Raw genomic sequence first — 16,446 nt, forward strand, 5'->3', positions numbered from 1 at the left:
CGGATGTCTTTATTCTAGCAAAAACTGTTACCTATGTCTCTTCTCTACCTGTTACCTATGTTACTACTCTATACACAATGCTCGCCCCTACGGATTAACCCGTTATGTTGTTGCAATATTCCGTGACAATATGGTATTTTCGGCAGGTTTGTAGGGGACGCATATATGCGTCCCGCAGCTTGTAGAAAAAGTTACTTGCCGGAAGATTTGTAGGGATGGGTCTTGACCCATCCGCACATATGGCCGCGCGCAGCGCATAAAATCGCGCCGAATGGCGCGCGGTTTTCTCGTTACGTCGTGCTTTTGGCGAGGCAGCACGGAACGGTCAAGACCGTTCCCTACAAACCAGCCGAAAGGTCGCAATCATCCCGTTAGGTTTATCGACAACCTGCGGGCGGCATATATGCCGCCCCTACGGACTAACCCGTTATGTTGTTGCAACCGTAAAACCGCGTTACCCCTCGCGGTATTCCATGGGGGTCTGCCCGGTCACTTCCTGAAAAACGCGGCTGAAATAATTGCGCGTGGCGAAGCCCAGCCCCAAGGCAATATCCTGTACGGGGCGGTCGGTACTTTTTAACAAAACCTTGGCGCGCTCGATCTTGGCAAATTTGGCGTAGTCGTTGACCGAAAGCCCCGTTTCTTCCTTAAATTTATGGGTCAGGTAGTATTCGGTATAGCCCACCAGTGCCGCCAGGTCGGCGGCGCGGATTTTTTCTTCCAAGTGCATTTCGATGTAATCCACACACTTTTGCACCTGCTGGCTGAGGTTGGGGTTGGTGCGGCATTTATGCACGCGGCGCACAAAATCATCGTACATCATCAGCCCCAGCGGTTCCAAGTCGTCCAGCGTCTTGGCATTCTCGGCGGATTGTATATAGCTGTCCCCCAACGCGTAGGCTTCCTCGGGCGAAAGCCCGCCCTCAATGGCGGCGCGGCACACCAGCGAGGTAAACACGATAATGCTCGTCTTGCTTTGGCGCAAGGCGTCATCGCTGCGCACAGGCACGCCCGCACTGATGCCCATACTGGCGGAAAGCGCCTGCTTGTAGTTCAAGTCCCCTGTGCGCACCATCTGCAAAAGTCCCTGCTCTGCCATCCAGACCTTGTGGCGGTCATGCGCGGGGTTTTGCGGGGCATCGGCAGGCTTTGCCGGCACGTCGCTGTTGATATCGCTCAGCGTAAGATGCTCACCGCACAGGCAGTAGTGCAGCATCAGGGTATAGCGATGCAAAATGGTGCATTGCAGCACGGGGACGGTTTTCAGCACCTCGTACAGCTGCATCGTCCACGCGACGCTGACCTCCAGACGGCTGTAGTATTGCAGCCCTTTTTCAATGCCGCGCAAGGATACATCCTGATAAAACACAGGGCCGATGACCCACGCACGTTTTAACGTGCCGCCGTCCTTTTCAAAGGCTGCCGCCCACGTCATGCCCAAGGCTGTGCCCAGCGTGACGGGCTTTGTGTGCTGCCTGCCGTAGTCCAGCATTTTTTGCCGGCAGCCGAATAAATCAAACGCGCCGGAAAGAAACCCTGCGTCCGGGCAGTTGCTTTGCAGCAGCTTGCCGTCCGCGTCATAGCACCATGTATAAATATCACCGCCGCAACGGATCATCTCCGAAAACAGCGTCATATTTTGAAAAACGTCCATCTCGCCACCTCCGTTTTTTAACAGCATACCACAAAAAGGGGCTGCCGTACAGACAGCCCCTGGTATATATTTATTTATGCGTTGGCGTAGCTGCCCAGCACGGCAAGGCTGGGCTTGGCGGTGCGCTGCATCGTTTCGCGGTCAACAGCAACCAAGCCAAAGTTCATGGCATAGCCCTTCTGCCACTCAAAGTTATCCATCAGGCTCCAATGGAAGTAGCCCTTCACGGGGATGCCGTCGGCGATGCAGTTTTGCACACCAGACAGCGCGGCTTCGATAAACGCCACGCGGCGGGTATCATCGGCGGTGGCAATGCCGTTTTCGGTGACAATGAGGTCGCCCTTAAAGTCGGCCGCCACCTTGCGGATGACGTTTTCCAGCGCCTGCGGGTAAAATTCGTAGTCCATCTGGGTCAGCTCCACGCCCTGCGGGGCGGGCAGCTGACCCTGCGCGCCGTACAGCGTGCGGGTGTAGTTCTGCACGCCGAGGAAATCGTCCTCCTTTATATAAGGTAGGTAATGGGTGAATTCTTCCTCCCACGCGGCGTCGGCAAAGGCTTCGCCGCCCGGCTGGGCTTGCAAATCGTGCAGGGAGAGCGTCAGCCCGACTTTGACTTGCGGGCAGATCTCCTTGATGACTTCCCGCGCGGCAGCGTGGGCGCGCAGAACCAGCAGGTCACCCTCGGGCGTGCGCTCACTGACAAAGATTTTCGGCTGCGGCGTGCCGAACACAGCGGCGTTTTCGGCGGCGGCGTACTTCATGTTTTCCATCATCTTCTGGAAGTTCATACCCACCTGCACGCTGCCCTCGGCGGATTTGCCCGCGTTGGCGGCAGCCTTGGCGGCTTGCTCCGCCATTAAGCGGAACCGTTTGGAGATGGCCGCCAGCTGCAAGCCCATATTCGCCTCGTTGATGGTGCAGACGTATTGCAGCTCGCTGCCCAGCTGCTGCATAACATAGCGAGCATAGCGCTTGAAGTCGTCCACGGTGGATTCCGCTTCCCAGCCGCCCTTGGCGATCAGCCATTTGGGGCTGGTGAAGTGCAGCAGCGTCACAACGGGTTCCACCCCGTGCGCCTTGCAGCAGGCAATGACCTTGCGGTAATGCTCGATTTCGGCGGGGTCAAACTTGCCCTTCTCTGGCTCGATGCGCGCCCACTCGATGGAAAAGCGGTAGGCGTTCAACCCGGCGTCCGCCAGCAATTTGATATCTTCTTCATACCGATTGTAGTGGTCGCAGGCAATGCCGCTGGGTTCGGCAAAGCTCGTATGCGGCAGCTGCTCCTGCGCCCAGTAGTCGGAATGGATGTTGTTGCCCTCGACCTGATGGGCGGCGGTGGCAGCACCCACAAAAAAGCCTTTTTCAAATTTCTGCATGGTCTTTCTCCTTTATTAAATGCTTGCGGGTTTGTTTCTGTTTGTATCATAGCACAGACCGCGCCGACTGTATGTACAAAATTTCGTGTTTTGGGATTATATTTTGTGATGCTGTAAATTTTGCGTGAATTTTTGCCCTGTTGTTTGGATTTTTGCCCCGCTTTGTGCGGTCGGGTCTGGTATAGTGGTGTCAGTAAGAGATACCCCTTGCGGAATCTGAGGAGGAAAAACAAAATGTTCAAAAAGAAACCCACTGCTTCTGAAGTTGACGGCGTGCAATATCGCCGCGCCAAATTGTGGCAGATCATCTGCTACGCCTGCAACGGTCTTGTCGGTATGAGTGTCTACTCCCTCATCGGTATGGCAAGCTACTCTGCCAGCATCGGCTACGGCATCACGACCGCCGCCGTCGGCATTATCCTGACCTGCTCCCGTATTCTGGACGGCATCACCGACCCCCTGCTTGCCTTTGTGTATGACCGCGTCAACACCAAGTTCGGCAAGCTGCGCGTCCTGCTGGTTGCCGGGTACCTGATCGAAGCACTTGCCCTGTACGGAATGTTCACCGGCTTTTCGTCCAAGGGTCTGGGTCTGCCGGTGTTCGCCCTGCTGTACATCGTTTACATCATCGGCTATACCATCACCAATATGACCGCACAGACCATCCCCGCCATCATGACCAACGACCCGCGCCAGCGCCCCACCATCGGCGTCTGGACGACCGCCTTCAACTATCTGGTGCCGATGGCCATGTCGATGATCTTCAACGTCGTGCTGCTGCCCAAATGCGGCGGCACCTACAACCAGGCGTTCCTGACCGCTGCCTGCAATATGACCCTGATCGCCGCGGGTATCGGCACCATTCTGGTCTGCCTGGGCGTTTCTGCCTACGATAAGCCGGAAACCTTTGTCGGCACCAAAAAGTCCGAACCGCTGAAAATGTCCGACATCGTCGAGGTTCTCAAGCACAACAAGCCCCTGCAGTGCTACATTGCCTCCAACGCTTCTGATAAGCTGGCGCAGCAGGTTGCCAGCCAGGCCATCATCGGCACGCTGTTCAATGGTATTTTGATCGGCAATATGGGTCTTGCCACCATTCTGACCGTCATAAGCATGGTTCCCTCCATCTTCTTTGCGGCGTTCGGTGCCAAGTATGTCGGCAAGCACGGCAGCAAAAACGGCATCGTCACCTGGACCTATGTCAGCATGACCATCACCGCCGCGCTGGTTCTGTTCTTTATTTTTGGCGACCCCACGCAGATCGGCGTTATGGGCAGCCCGTCCATGATCCTCTATGTGGTGCTGTCCCTTCTGCAGAACGGCTCCAATATGTGCATCACCACCTCCAACACCTCTTACATGGCGGACGCCATCGACTATGAGCTGGATCGCAGCGGACGTTACATTCCCGCCGTTGTTTCCGGCACCTACAGCTTGGTGGATAAGCTCATCACCTCCTTTGCCGCTGTCATCGCAACCGGCGCCGTGGCGCTGCTGGGCTACACCACCACGATGCCCCAGCCCACCGACCCCTGCACGAGCGGGATTTTCTGGATGACGATGTCCCTGAAATTCGGTCTGCCCCTCATCGGCTGGGTCATCACGCTGATTGCCATGCGCGAATGCCCGCTGACCAAGGAGGAAATGGTCAACGTCCAAAAGCGCATTGCCGAGAAAAAGGCTGCCGCGCAGTCCGAACTCTATAAAGAACAGCTTCAGTAAGCCCATCCCACAAAAGCCGAAAGGGTTTGCAGCCCTTTCGGCTCTTTGAAGTTAAAACCATACATAAGGAGTCATTTTATGAGCAAGACCATTCTTTTGAACCGGAACTGGATTTTCTCCAAGGAAGGACACGACGAACCCGTCACCCTGCCCCACACCTGGAACGCCATTGACGGGCAGGACGGCGGCAATGACTACTACCGCGGCACCTGCAGCTACACCACCGTGCTGCCTGACATAACCTTGCCGGAGAACGGGCGCGCCGTTTTGCAGTTTGACGCCGTTGCCATGACCGCCGAGGTCTATCTGAACGAGCAAAAACTGACCGAGCATAAGGGCGGCTATTCTGCATTTTGCGTGGACATTACCGATGCGCTGCGCAACGGCAGCAACCTGCTGCGCGTGAATGTGGACAACAGCGACAACGACACCGTCTACCCGCAAAAGGCTGACTTTACCTTCTACGGCGGCATTTACCGCGATGTTACGCTGCATATTCTACCCGCTGTTCACTTTGCCCTTGCCGAAAACGGCGCGGTACCCGTCAAGGTCACGCCCGTTGTGACCGACCTTGCCGCGCATCGCTGTGAGGTGACCGTGGAGGCGTTTGTCGTGGGCGCAAAGACCGTGCGCTTTGCGCTGGACGGGCAGGAAACCTGCGCCACCGTGCATAACGGCACCGCCAAGGCGGTGTTCACGCTGGAACACGCCCACCTGTGGGACGGCGTGGACGACCCGTATCTGTACACCGTGACCGCGCAGCTGGACAACGGCGAGCAGGCATCGGCGCGTTTCGGCTGCCGCAAGTTTGAAATCGACCCGCAGAAGGGCTTTATTTTGAACGGACGCGAATATCCCCTGCGCGGTGTTTCCCGCCATCAGGACCGCAAGGGCGCGGGCGTTGCCATCACCCGCGAGATGATGGAAGAAGATATGGCGCTGATTCTGGAAATGGGCGCCAACACCATTCGCCTGGCCCACTACCAGCACGTGCAGGCGTTCTATGACCTGTGCGACGAAAAGGGTCTTGTCATTTGGGCGGAAATTCCCTATATCACAATGCATATGCACAACGGGCGCGCCAACACGCTGTCCCAGATGGAAGAACTCATCGTGCAGAACTACAACCACCCCTGCATTGCCGTTTGGGGGCTATCCAACGAAATTACCGCCGCGTCGGCTGTCAATGAGGAGCTGCTGGAAAACCACCGCGCCCTCAACGATTTGGCGCACAAGCTCGACCCGACCCGCCCGACCACGATGGCGAACGTCTTTATGCTGGAGATCACCAGCCCGATTCTGGAAATCCCCGATGTGAACAGCTACAACCTGTACTTTGGCTGGTACTTGGGCGAGCTTGACCAGAACGACGACTTTTTTGACACCTACCACGCCAAATACCCCGACCGCTGCATCGGTTTTTCGGAGTACGGCGCGGACGCAAACCCCGCCTACCAGAGCGCCCACCCCGAAAAGGGCGACTACACCGAAACCTACCAGTGCGTCTACCACGAGCATATGGCGAAAATGATTGCCGACCGTCCGTGGCTGTGGGCGACCCACGTCTGGAATATGTTCGACTTTGCCGCCGACGGGCGCGACGAGGGCGGCAAAAACGGCGAGAACCAGAAGGGTCTTGTCACCTTTGACCGCCAGATCAAGAAGGACGCTTTCTACCTGTACAAAGCCTACTGGAGTAAGCAGCCCTTTGTGCATACCTGCGGCAGCCGCTATGTGGACCGCACCGAGGACGTGACCGAAATCAAGGTCTACTCCAACCAGCCGGAGGTTGCGCTGTACAAGGACGGGCATCTGGTCGAAAGCAAAAAGGGCGATAAGGTGTTTGTTTTTAACGTACCCATCTCCGGCAAGCACAGCATCGAGGCGCGCGCGGGGGCGTATTCCAGCGTGATTCTGGTCAACAAGGTTGCCGAGCCGAACCCCGCCTACGCCATGTCCAACCGTCAGGTCGTAAACAACTGGTTTGACGGTGAATTGGACGAAACCTGCTGGAGCGTCAAAGACAATATGGCAGCTGCCATGGCGGACGCCAAGGTGGGACCTGTTCTGAAGGCCATCACCGACAAGGCGGCAGCCGCCCGCGGTGATGTCGCCGCCGCCGTCAAGGACAACCCCGCGCTGGTTGCCATGATGGAGCGCGCCATGCAGCGTATGACCGTGGAGGGTATGCTCAAGCAGGCGGGCGCGGACGCCGAAAGCATCAAACAGCTGAACCGCGTTTTGCAGGGCATCAAAAAGGATGTGTAACACGATGAAAACCTACTGCAACCCCTTGGATTTAAGCTACCGCTACCAGCATATGAAGGAGGGTGAGCGCATCGCAGGTTTCCGCGAGGGCGCCGACCCGACACTGGTGTATTTCAAAAACAAATACTATCTGTTCATTTCAATGTCGGCGGGGTTCTGGTATTCGGACGATCTGCTGCACTGGGATTTCCACGCCGACCCCGATCTGCTGATTTACGACTACGCGCCCGATGTGCGCCAAGTCGGCGACTCCCTGTATTTTTCTGCCAGCCGCAAGGGGCGCAACTGCCCGATTTTGCGCACGGCTGACCCGCTGACCGAGCCGTTTACCGAGGTCAGCGCGCCGTTCGCCTTTTGGGACCCGGATATGTTCTGTGACGATGACGGGCGTGTGTATTTTTACTGGGGCTGCTCCAACACCTCGCCCATCTGGGGCGTGGAGCTTGACCCCGAAACCATGACGCCCATCGGGGAAAAGAAAGAACTGATTTTCGGTCGTGAAAACGAACTGGGCTATGAGCGCCCCGGCAACAACGGCATTGTGGATAAAGAGTCCAGCGTGCTTTACAAATCCATGAAGCCGTTCTATAACGAGGCAACCGGCAAGCTGGAGCTGCCGCCCCAGATGGCGCAGATACCGGGGCTGAACGCCGAGGCTCTGACCGCTATGTTCCACGCCGTCGGCAAGCCCTACATTGAGGGCGCGTTTATGACAAAGCACGACGGAACGTACTATTTGCAGTATGCCTGCCCCGGCACCCAGTACAACACCTACGCCGACGGCGTTTACACGTCCAAGTCCCCGCTGGGACCGTTCACCCTGCAAAACTCCAACCCGTTTTCCTCCAAGCCGGGCGGGTTTATGACCGGTGCGGGACACGGCAGCACCATTGCCGACAAGTACGGCAACTACTGGCACGCATCCACGATGCGCATTTCGGTCAACTACGACTTTGAGCGCCGCGTGGGGCTGTTCCCCGCGGGGTTTGATGCGGACGGCGTGCTGTACTGCAACCAGAATTTTGCCGACTACCCGCACGAGATTCCGGCTGGCAAATTCGATGCCGCCGCGCAAGCCCCCGAGTGGATGCTGTTGAGCTACCGCAAGGCTGTCACCGCATCCTCCACCGCCGAGGGCAGCGCCCCGGCCAACGCCGTGGACGAGGACTGCCGCCGCTGGTGGAGTGCCGGCAACAGCGCCCCCGGCGAGTGGCTCTGCGTGGATTTGGGCAGGGACTGCGATGTGCGCGCGGTTCAGGTCAATCTGGCGGACGAAGCGCTGGTGGTGGACTTCCCTGCGGACAGCTACGGCGATGACCGCAAGACCCGCCACATCGAAACTCGCCCGCAGATTTCGCATTACACCGTCGAAACCAGCTTGGACGGCAAGTCGTGGACTCTGCGCGAGGATGTCGCCCGCGAATGCTCCAACGGCTATTATGAATATGCCGACGGCATCCGCGCGCGGTATATCCGCGTGACGGGCGGCGAGCTGCCCTACGGTCAGACCCTGCGCATCAGCGGGCTGCGTGTGTTCGGCAACGGCGAGGGCGACCGCCCCGCCCAAGCCGACGCCAAAGCCGTGCGCGTGGATGCGCTGGACGGCAAAATCAGCTGGCAGCATATTGAAAACGCGCAGGGCTGCAACGTGCGTTACGGCATTGCCCCGGATAAGCTCTACCAGAGCTGGCTCGTCTACGATGCCGACGAAGTGACGCTGTCCACCCTGATGACCGGGCAGGAATATTACGTCTGTGTGGACAGCTTCAACGAAAACGGCATCACAACGGGAAAAATCATCAAGATGGAGGGCTGAACCATGCCCACAAAAGCAGTCCAGCAGTTTATGCTGGGAACCGTTTTAAGCAACGAAAACGAGGCACGCCGGACGCTGGCCGCCATGAAAGCCGCCGGCTATGACGGCATTGAGCTGTGCGGGTTTATGATCCACCCCATTGGCTTTATGGTGCGGCTGCTGACCAAGGCGGCGGGGATGCCCGTGGGCAAGGGCGGCAACCTTGACTGGCACAAGCTGGTCAAGGACGCCGACCTGCAGGTCGTCAGCCTGCACACCGATTTGGGCAGCTTAGAGCGCGATGCCAAGGCGGTGGCGGACGAAGCCAAAAGCTTTGGCACCAAGTATGTCGTTATTACCGGAATGTACCGCTTTGATTACGGCGATGAAGCCACCATGCACGACCTTGCCGCACGGCTGAACAAGGCGGGCGCGGCGCTGAAGGCTGAGGGCGTGGAGCTGCTCTACCACAACCACAACTGCGAGCTGCGCCATGTGAACGCCGAAAAGCGTTCCTACGACATTTTGCTGGAGGAAACCGACCCGCAGTACGTCAACTTTGAGTTTGACAGCTACTGGTTTACCGAGGGCGGCGCGAACGCCCTTGCGTGGATGCAGCGTCTGGGCACCCGCATGAAGCTGTGGCACATCAACGACCGCGGCACCCGCCTTACGGGCAGCGCCGTGACGCCGATTTTGAAAACCGACAGCATGGAGCTGGGCACCGGCAATATGGACCTCGACAGCCTGATGGCACAGGCGCTTTCCGTCGGCGTGGATGCCGTGATTCTGGAAAGCCACCGCAACTGGGTGGATAACTCTCCCCTAAAGAGTTTGCAGGTCAGCGCCGAATATCTCAAACAGCATTGCTAAACTTCAATCCCCTGCCCGCAAGGACAGGGGATTTATTTTTCCTGCGTTGAAATTTGGTTTTATGTATGATATACTTAGGGCAGAAAATTGGAATTTGATAAGGGAGTGTGTTTCTATGGGTAAGGCGATTTTTGCAGCAATCGTTACATTGATTGTTGGTTACTTAGGTATGGTCGTAGGACTTGAATTTTTAGGAAATTGGGTTGAGTTTGGACTGCTCATTGCTATTGCAGTGATGGGTGCATTTATCATCTACTTCAATGACAAGAAGAAGTAAATCAATTCCCGTCTATCATAAAACAGCGCCTGCCCTGCCGTAGAATTTACGGCGGGGCTTATTGTATCCCGAAAACCACTCACTAGGCGAGTGGTTCAGCTTGTAGGAAAAGCCTGTTAACGGAAGATTTGTAGGGATGGGTCTTGACCCATCCGCACATCTGGCCGCGCGCAGCGCATAAAATCGCGCCGAATGGCGCGCGGTTTTCTCGTTACGCCGTGCTTTTGGCAAGGCGGTACGGAACGGTCAAGACCGTTCCCTACAAACCAACCGTTAGGTTGCAAATGCTGCATAAAGGCAAAGAAGGTTTTTCGACAGTCTGCAATCCCCTGCCCGCAAGGACAGGGGATTTGTTTTTCCTGCGTTGAAAATTGGTTTTTTGTGTGATATACTTAGGGCAGAAAATCGGAATTATGAAAGAAGGAAAAAGTAATGGATGAACAGAAAAAAATGTTTACGAATAAATCAGTTACACTTTTTTTAGTAATAGTCATTTCAGTTAGTGCAATATTCGAAACGATAGTTATTGCACTAAGAGCTATGGGGTTAGCTGTTTTTTTAATGTGGGTTCCCACAATAGCGGCAATAATTGCAGGATGTATATCGCAGAAAGAAAGTAACGGAAAAATATCATTCAAAAAATTACTTCAGAGTATTGGATTTCAGAAGACATCAATTAAATGGATACTATTATCTTGTTTAATTCCGGCAGTTTACATAGGAATACCATATGTGCTTTTTTGGATTGCTTTTCCCAATAGTTTAGATATGAGTAAAGCATCCGTCATTCAGTTGGTTCTTATGTCTGTTGTTGGGATTTTCATAGGCTTGATTACAGCTATCGGTGAGGAAATTGGGTGGAGAGGTTATTTAGTTCCAGCTACCTTAGAAAGAGTAGGAATAAAAAAGGCACTAATATATACTTCTATATTTTGGGGTGTATGGCACTTGCCTATTCTTATATCAGGTCTGTATATGCCGGGAACTCCCGCATGGTATTCTGTTCCGGCTTTTCTTTTTATGATTATACCTGTTGGAATGATTTACGGAATAATAACGATAAAAACAAAAAGTATTTGGCCTGCTATCTTTTTGCATGCAGCTCATAATACTTTTGACCAGTTGATTTTTGGAACAGTAACCGTTGCTAATAACAAAATGTTTTTTGTGAGTGAAACAGGTATATTTACTATTATTTTTGCATGGATCGTAGCTGTTTTTCTTTATAAAAAATGCAATGACTAAATGGTAATTTATAGATTAGGATTACCCTATTACAAAGAATTTGACAATTTCCAGTTTATCAAAAACAGCGCCTGCCCTGCCGTAAACTTTACGGCGGGTCAGGCGCTTTTTTCTTATACTGTGTGCTTTCCGGGGGCAAGGGTCAGCTTGCGCCCGTCGGGCAGGGTGATGTCTGCCGTCAGGTTGGCGGAGATCTCAAACTCATAGGTTACCACGTCGTCGCCATACCGCAATTTTGAAACCAAAGTATAATTTTCGCGGATTTAAGGCAACAGCCGGTTGCTTGTGTTTTCCGCCACGAATCATTATAATTAAGTCAAGGTGGTGATATAAATGGAAACAAAAGATGTGATACTCAGTCTGAGAAACAAAAACAATCTTTCTCAGGAAGAACTGGCTGAAAAGGTATTTGTAACTCGTCAGGCAGTTTCTCGTTGGGAAACGGGTGAGACAATCCCAAATACAGAAACCTTAAAACAGCTTTCAAAATTGTTCGACGTATCCATCAATACATTGTTAGGAACTCCAAGACAGCTTATTTGCCAATGTTGCGGAATGCCTCTTGACGATGGAACACTTAGCAAAGAACCCGATGGCGAATTTAATGAAGATTACTGTAAATGGTGTTACAGTGATGGTAAATTCACATACGAGAGCAAAGAACAGCTTATAGATTTTTGTGTAGAACACATGGCAAATGAGAATTGGTCTGCCGAGCAGGTCAGAGCATATATGGAGTCTTTCGTTCCTACGCTAAAGCATTGGAAGTAAAAAGCCAAGAAATTCCCGTCTATCAAAAACAGCGCCTGACCTGCCGTAGAGTTTACGGCGGGTCAGGCGCTTTCTTCTTATATTGTGTGCTTTCCGGGGACAAGGGTCAGCTTGCGCCCGTCGGGCAGGGTGACGTCGGCGGTCAAATTGGCGGGGATCTCAAACTCATAAGTCACTGCATCGCCGTCATACTGCCAGCCGCTTACGATGCGCCCGGCCGGGGAATCGTAGGCAGCCTTTGCCCGGCCCAGCGATTTATCAGGCGTAGGGGCAATCGTCAGTGTGCCGTCCGCGTACCGAATGCCGCACACGCCGCCGAACAGCCAGCCGCAAATCGCGCCGTAACTGTAATGGTTCAGCGATTCATGGGGCTTGCCGTTTTCGTCAATGCCCGTCCAGGTTTCCCAAACGGTCGTGGCACCTTTGCCGACCTCATACAGCCAGCCGGGGGCATCTGGCTGCAAAAGCAGCTTGTACGCGGTGTCCGCATAGCCGTATTTTGCCAGCACATCGCACAAAAACGGCGTGGACAAAAAGCCCGTGTTCAAATGATAACCGTTCTCGATGACCATTTGGTTCAGCGTTTCGGCGGCGGCTTTGCTTTCGTTCTCACCCAGCAGGGCAAAGGCAATAGCGCGGACATACTCGCACTGGCGGTCGGACGTGATCACGCCGTTCTCGGTAAACGCCGCGCGGTACGCTTTCACCGCGTTGGCAGCGGTGCCGCGGTAGTTGGCGGCATCGTCCGCCTTGCCCAGTGCCTCAGCCACTTCTGCCAGCAAGCGCCCGGAGTATGCCAGATACGCCGTACCGACGCTCTTGCGCGGGTTCATCATCGCCTGCATGGGGGTGATGCCCGGCTCGCACCATTCGCCGTAATCCATACCGTTCAGCACGGTGAACTTGGCGTAATCGCCGCCCTGCTGCTCATCGGTCGTCTGCTGCGCACGCCCCAGCAAAAAGCCGTACCAGCGCTGCATCATCTCGTAGTTGTCCGCCAGAATTTTGCGGTCACCCGTGCGTTTGTACATCGCATACGGCACCAGAATCGCCGCATCGCCCCACCCTGCCGACATACACAGCATCGGGGTCATATAGCCGGGGCGGGCGTTCGGCGGGGCAATGTTCGCCATACGTCCGTCGGGGTATTGGTTCAGGCGGCACTCCGCCAGCCATTTTTCCGCCACGGGGTAGCAGTCCATCAGGGTCAAGCCGGTTTCGATAAACACACCCATATCCCCTGTCCAACCGGCGCGTTCGCGGGTCGGGCAGTCGGTGGGGATATCGCAGAAGTTGCCCTTCTGGCTCCAGATGCTGTTCTTGACAAGCCGGTTCACCGCGTCATTTCCGCAGGTAAACGTGCCCGTCACCGCCATGTCAGAGTAGACGGCGTGGGCGGTAAACACGGCGTCGGTCAGGTCGGCGTCGGTTTCGACCTTGGCGTAGCGGAAGCCCATGATCGTAAAGTGGGGCTTGAAGTGGTTCTCGCCCTCTTTGCAGACAAGCTCCAGCATCTGGGCGGTGCCGCCCTCCTTGTGGCGGTTGCGGTCCTGGAAGTTCTCTTGGGTAAAGTTGCCATTTTCGTCCAGCGCTTCGCCGCAGGTCAGCTTGACCTTTTGCCCGGCGCGGGCGGTCAGCGTCATCTCCACATAACCGGCAAGGTTCTGCCCAAAGTCCAGCACGGTTTCGCCGTTGGGCGTTTGCAGCATCTTGCCGGGGAAGGCTTCGTGTTCCAAGATCGGCACGGTGTTCATGCCAAGAACGGGCAAATCGTCGCGGTAGGCGCGCACGCCGTGCCAGCCGGTCAATTCGCCCTCGCGCCGTGCATCGTAGACCTCGCCCTGCTGCATATCGTTTTGGCGGATCGCCCCGCACTGCGTTGCCTGCATCGTGCCGTCAGAAACGCAAACCGGCTTGCCGTCCACCTCCAGCTGGAACAGCACGCCCAGCGTATCACCGAACAAGTCGCGGTCACCGTCCACGCCGCCCGTGCTGCGGTGCCAGCCGTCACCAAGGGCAACCAGCAGTTCATTTTCGCCTTCGCGTAAATACTGCGTCACATCGTAGGTTTGCGCCGCAAGGTGCTTGTTGCCGGTAAAGCTGCCGGGGGCTAAAACCATATCCCCGACACGCACACCGTTCAGCCATGCCACATACAGCCCCTTGGCGGTAATGTACAGCCGTGCCGCGCCCTTGGCTGCCGTAAAGGTTTTGCGCAGGTACGATGCCGGGCGGTGGGGCTTGTACGGCTCGGCTGCGCCCTTGCCTGCGGCTTCTTTCTCCGCCTGCTTGCTCTCCCAGTTGGGGCGGGCAAAGGCGTTGATGGCATCATCTCCGGGGATGTCGATTTCCTCCGTTTCGGGGTCTACCCATTCCCCCTGCCAGTCGCTTTGCGCCAGGCCCGTTTCAAAGTGCGCCGCACTCCACACGCCGGGGATGTCGTTTTCGTCCCACAGGCGCACGCGCCAGCACCCGCGCACGCGGGAGCCGCCCACAGCCGGGGCATCGGCGTGCATGGCAGCGCTTTGCACCTTGCCGCTGTGCCAAACCGTTTCGCCGTTCGCGGTCAGTTCAATTTCATAGGCAGTCTGGCGCACACCGTCCGCGCACTGCCACGACAAAAACAGCGCTCCTGCGTCAATGCCGACAGGTTCGGTCAGATGGTTGGTTTTACATTGTATTGCTCGCATCGTCAAGGGACTCCTTTATATCATAATACCTATATTATAAAGAAACCGCGCGAGGATGCGAACCCAAAAATTACGGAACAGGGATAATTATTCGCAAACTTGTCGGGATTTCCGACAGGTTATGCTTTGCTCTGACTCGCCTTTCTCAAAAATGTTTTTATGCTCCCTGACATTGGCTTTGCTGCTCTGATATCGCCCCCTCATAAATCCGCAATATTCCTTGCCGTGGTTTCCCTGCTGTGGTATACTTAAAGCAAACCCGCAGAAAGAAGGCTTGCTTATGTCTGCAAAAACCATTACCTTTGCGCCGCGGTGCAAAGACCGCGATAACCCGCTGACCATCAACGCTGACACGATCCGCTATATCCAAATGAAGCGCAACTACGCCGAAGTGCATCTGACGAACGGCGTGGTCTTTACCTCTCGCATCACCATGGAGGAGCTGGAGCAGCACTTGGGTGATGACTTTATTAAGGTACATCGCAGCTGCCTGGTCGCAGTGCGCGCCATCCACAGTGTAGAGGATACCGTTGTTCTAAACAGCGGCGAGAAGCTGGAATATGTGGTGCGGCAGAAAAAGCGGATATTGGAGCAGCTGCAAACCCAGCAGAAACGGCTGATCATGACCCTGCAGGACGACACCGCGCCCGCCAACGCCGAGGAATACCACGAATATTACAAGAGCTTTGACGCCATGCCCTTTGCCTTTACCGACATTGAAATGATCTTTGACGAGGAGCGCCGCGCCGTGGACTGGATTTTCCGCTACGCCAACCCTGCGCTGGCAAAGCTGGAAAAATTGCCGCTGGAATGTCTGATCGACCATTCGTTCGGCAGCCTGTTCGCCAATATGGACGCCAAGTGGCTGCGCAGCTATGAGCGCGCTGTTCTGTACGGTGAAATGCTGGAAATTTTCGATTACAGCCCGGAGGTGGACACCTACTTAAAGGTCACTTGCTTCCCCACATTTGCCGGACATTGCGGGTGTATTTTGTTCAATGTGCAGGATTTTTCTGCCGCGCACACGCTGGCGGACAGCGAAAAAGCAATGATGATGTATCTTGGAATTTCTTTGGGACGAAGTGGCTAAATTATCTGCAAAACCGCCTGTTTGCGTTTAACGACAGGCGGTCTTTTTTATATATGCAGCGCATTACAAAATATAACAATGTCTATTCGTCCCAAACGCTTGCGTCTGTGCTAAGCGTGGCGTTGCTGTTGCAGTTAAGCCCCCTTAACATCTGGGCGCTGGACGAGGAGCCGCTGCAAACGCCACGGCAACCATTTCTGCCGAAAACGTCACCCTGCCCACCGGCAAAACGCTGAAGGTGACTGTCAACGGTCCCTTTACCGCCGCGCTGATCGGCGATAACAATGTAACGGTAGGCTACAAAATCAAAAGCGGCGATACTGCGTTGACTGACGGCAGCACGGTCTTGACCGCCCAAAACGGCGATATTACAAAGACTTCTACCCTGACCTTTGTCAAGCCGGATGACGCCCCCTACGCGGGCAGCTACACCAGCACGGTAACCTTCGAAGTCAGCGTTGTAACCCCCACCCCGTAAACCACACAAACCACACAAACAGGCTCCGCCCGGTGTCGGGCGGAGCCTGTTGTTTTGTCAAAAACCTAATGGGACAACTGTGAACCTTCGGTGGGTTTGTAGGGGACACATATATGCGTCCCGTGCGGTTTACCCGTTATATTCATTATAATTATGGTCGCGGGCGGGGCGTACCCCGCCCCTACCAGCGGCAAGGAGGGGTTAAGA

13 protein-coding genes are annotated in these 16,446 nt (G+C 55.1%); 9 read left to right on the forward strand and 4 right to left on the reverse strand.

Going from position 1 to position 16,446, the window contains the following annotated elements; genetic code table 11:
• Nucleotides 1–454 precede the first annotated feature (454 nt).
• Nucleotides 455–1,654 (reverse strand): helix-turn-helix domain-containing protein, encoded by a 1,200-nt coding sequence (locus Q0I19_RS09205; protein WP_294761743.1) that lies wholly within the window; start codon nt 1,652–1,654, stop codon nt 455–457.
• A gap of 74 nt (nt 1,655–1,728) precedes the next feature.
• On the reverse strand, nt 1,729–3,030 hold the full coding sequence (locus Q0I19_RS09210) for a family 1 glycosylhydrolase (RefSeq protein ID WP_294761741.1): 1,302 nt from the start codon (nt 3,028–3,030) through the stop codon (nt 1,729–1,731).
• 234 nt (nt 3,031–3,264) lie between these two features.
• Here Q0I19_RS09210 and Q0I19_RS09215 point away from each other — a divergent pair, with 234 nt between their 5' ends.
• The 6 genes from Q0I19_RS09215 (at nt 3,265) to Q0I19_RS09240 (ending at nt 11,210) form a co-directional block, all read left to right on the forward strand.
• A complete protein-coding gene (locus tag Q0I19_RS09215; RefSeq protein WP_294761739.1) occupies nt 3,265–4,752 on the forward strand; it encodes an MFS transporter in 1,488 nt (495 codons plus the stop codon).
• 78 nt (nt 4,753–4,830) lie between these two features.
• On the forward strand, nt 4,831–7,020 hold the full coding sequence (locus Q0I19_RS09220) for a glycoside hydrolase family 2 TIM barrel-domain containing protein (RefSeq protein ID WP_294761737.1): 2,190 nt from the start codon (nt 4,831–4,833) through the stop codon (nt 7,018–7,020).
• A 4-nt stretch (nt 7,021–7,024) separates the two neighbouring features.
• Nucleotides 7,025–8,836 (forward strand): family 43 glycosylhydrolase, encoded by a 1,812-nt coding sequence (locus Q0I19_RS09225; protein WP_296023646.1) that lies wholly within the window; start codon nt 7,025–7,027, stop codon nt 8,834–8,836.
• A 3-nt stretch (nt 8,837–8,839) separates the two neighbouring features.
• Nucleotides 8,840–9,688 (forward strand): TIM barrel protein, encoded by an 849-nt coding sequence (locus tag Q0I19_RS09230; RefSeq protein ID WP_294761100.1) that lies wholly within the window; start codon nt 8,840–8,842, stop codon nt 9,686–9,688.
• 115 nt (nt 9,689–9,803) lie between these two features.
• The gene (locus tag Q0I19_RS09235) at nt 9,804–9,965 is read left to right on the forward strand and encodes a binding-protein-dependent transport permease (RefSeq protein ID WP_294761099.1); all 162 of its coding nucleotides are present in this window, start codon (nt 9,804–9,806) and stop codon (nt 9,963–9,965) included.
• A gap of 432 nt (nt 9,966–10,397) precedes the next feature.
• Nucleotides 10,398–11,210 (forward strand): type II CAAX endopeptidase family protein, encoded by an 813-nt coding sequence (locus Q0I19_RS09240; RefSeq protein ID WP_114000749.1) that lies wholly within the window; start codon nt 10,398–10,400, stop codon nt 11,208–11,210.
• A 113-nt stretch (nt 11,211–11,323) separates the two neighbouring features.
• On the opposite strand, the gene Q0I19_RS09245 is transcribed toward Q0I19_RS09240, so the two are convergent.
• The gene (locus tag Q0I19_RS09245; RefSeq protein ID WP_294761096.1) at nt 11,324–11,455 is read right to left on the reverse strand and encodes a hypothetical protein; all 132 of its coding nucleotides are present in this window, start codon (nt 11,453–11,455) and stop codon (nt 11,324–11,326) included.
• 88 nt (nt 11,456–11,543) lie between these two features.
• On the opposite strand from Q0I19_RS09245, the gene Q0I19_RS09250 reads away from it, so the two are divergent.
• Nucleotides 11,544–11,981: a zinc ribbon domain-containing protein gene (locus Q0I19_RS09250; RefSeq protein WP_294761095.1), complete on the forward strand. Its 438-nt coding sequence runs from the start codon at nt 11,544–11,546 to the stop codon at nt 11,979–11,981.
• A 77-nt stretch (nt 11,982–12,058) separates the two neighbouring features.
• Here Q0I19_RS09250 and Q0I19_RS09255 read toward each other — a convergent pair whose 3' ends face one another.
• On the reverse strand, nt 12,059–14,671 hold the full coding sequence (locus tag Q0I19_RS09255) for a family 78 glycoside hydrolase catalytic domain (protein WP_294761093.1): 2,613 nt from the start codon (nt 14,669–14,671) through the stop codon (nt 12,059–12,061).
• Between the two features lie 280 nt (nt 14,672–14,951).
• Between Q0I19_RS09255 and Q0I19_RS09260 the strand changes: the two genes are divergently transcribed.
• On the forward strand, nt 14,952–15,761 hold the full coding sequence (locus Q0I19_RS09260; RefSeq protein WP_294761092.1) for a LytTR family transcriptional regulator DNA-binding domain-containing protein: 810 nt from the start codon (nt 14,952–14,954) through the stop codon (nt 15,759–15,761).
• A 238-nt stretch (nt 15,762–15,999) separates the two neighbouring features.
• Nucleotides 16,000–16,239, forward strand: a complete 240-nt coding sequence (locus Q0I19_RS09265; protein ID WP_294761091.1) for a hypothetical protein — start codon at nt 16,000–16,002, stop codon at nt 16,237–16,239.
• The last annotated feature ends 207 nt before the right edge of the window (nt 16,240–16,446 follow it).

The sequence above is a fragment of the uncultured Gemmiger sp. genome (assembly GCF_934561205.1).
Lineage (GTDB): Bacteria > Bacillota > Clostridia > Oscillospirales > Ruminococcaceae > Gemmiger.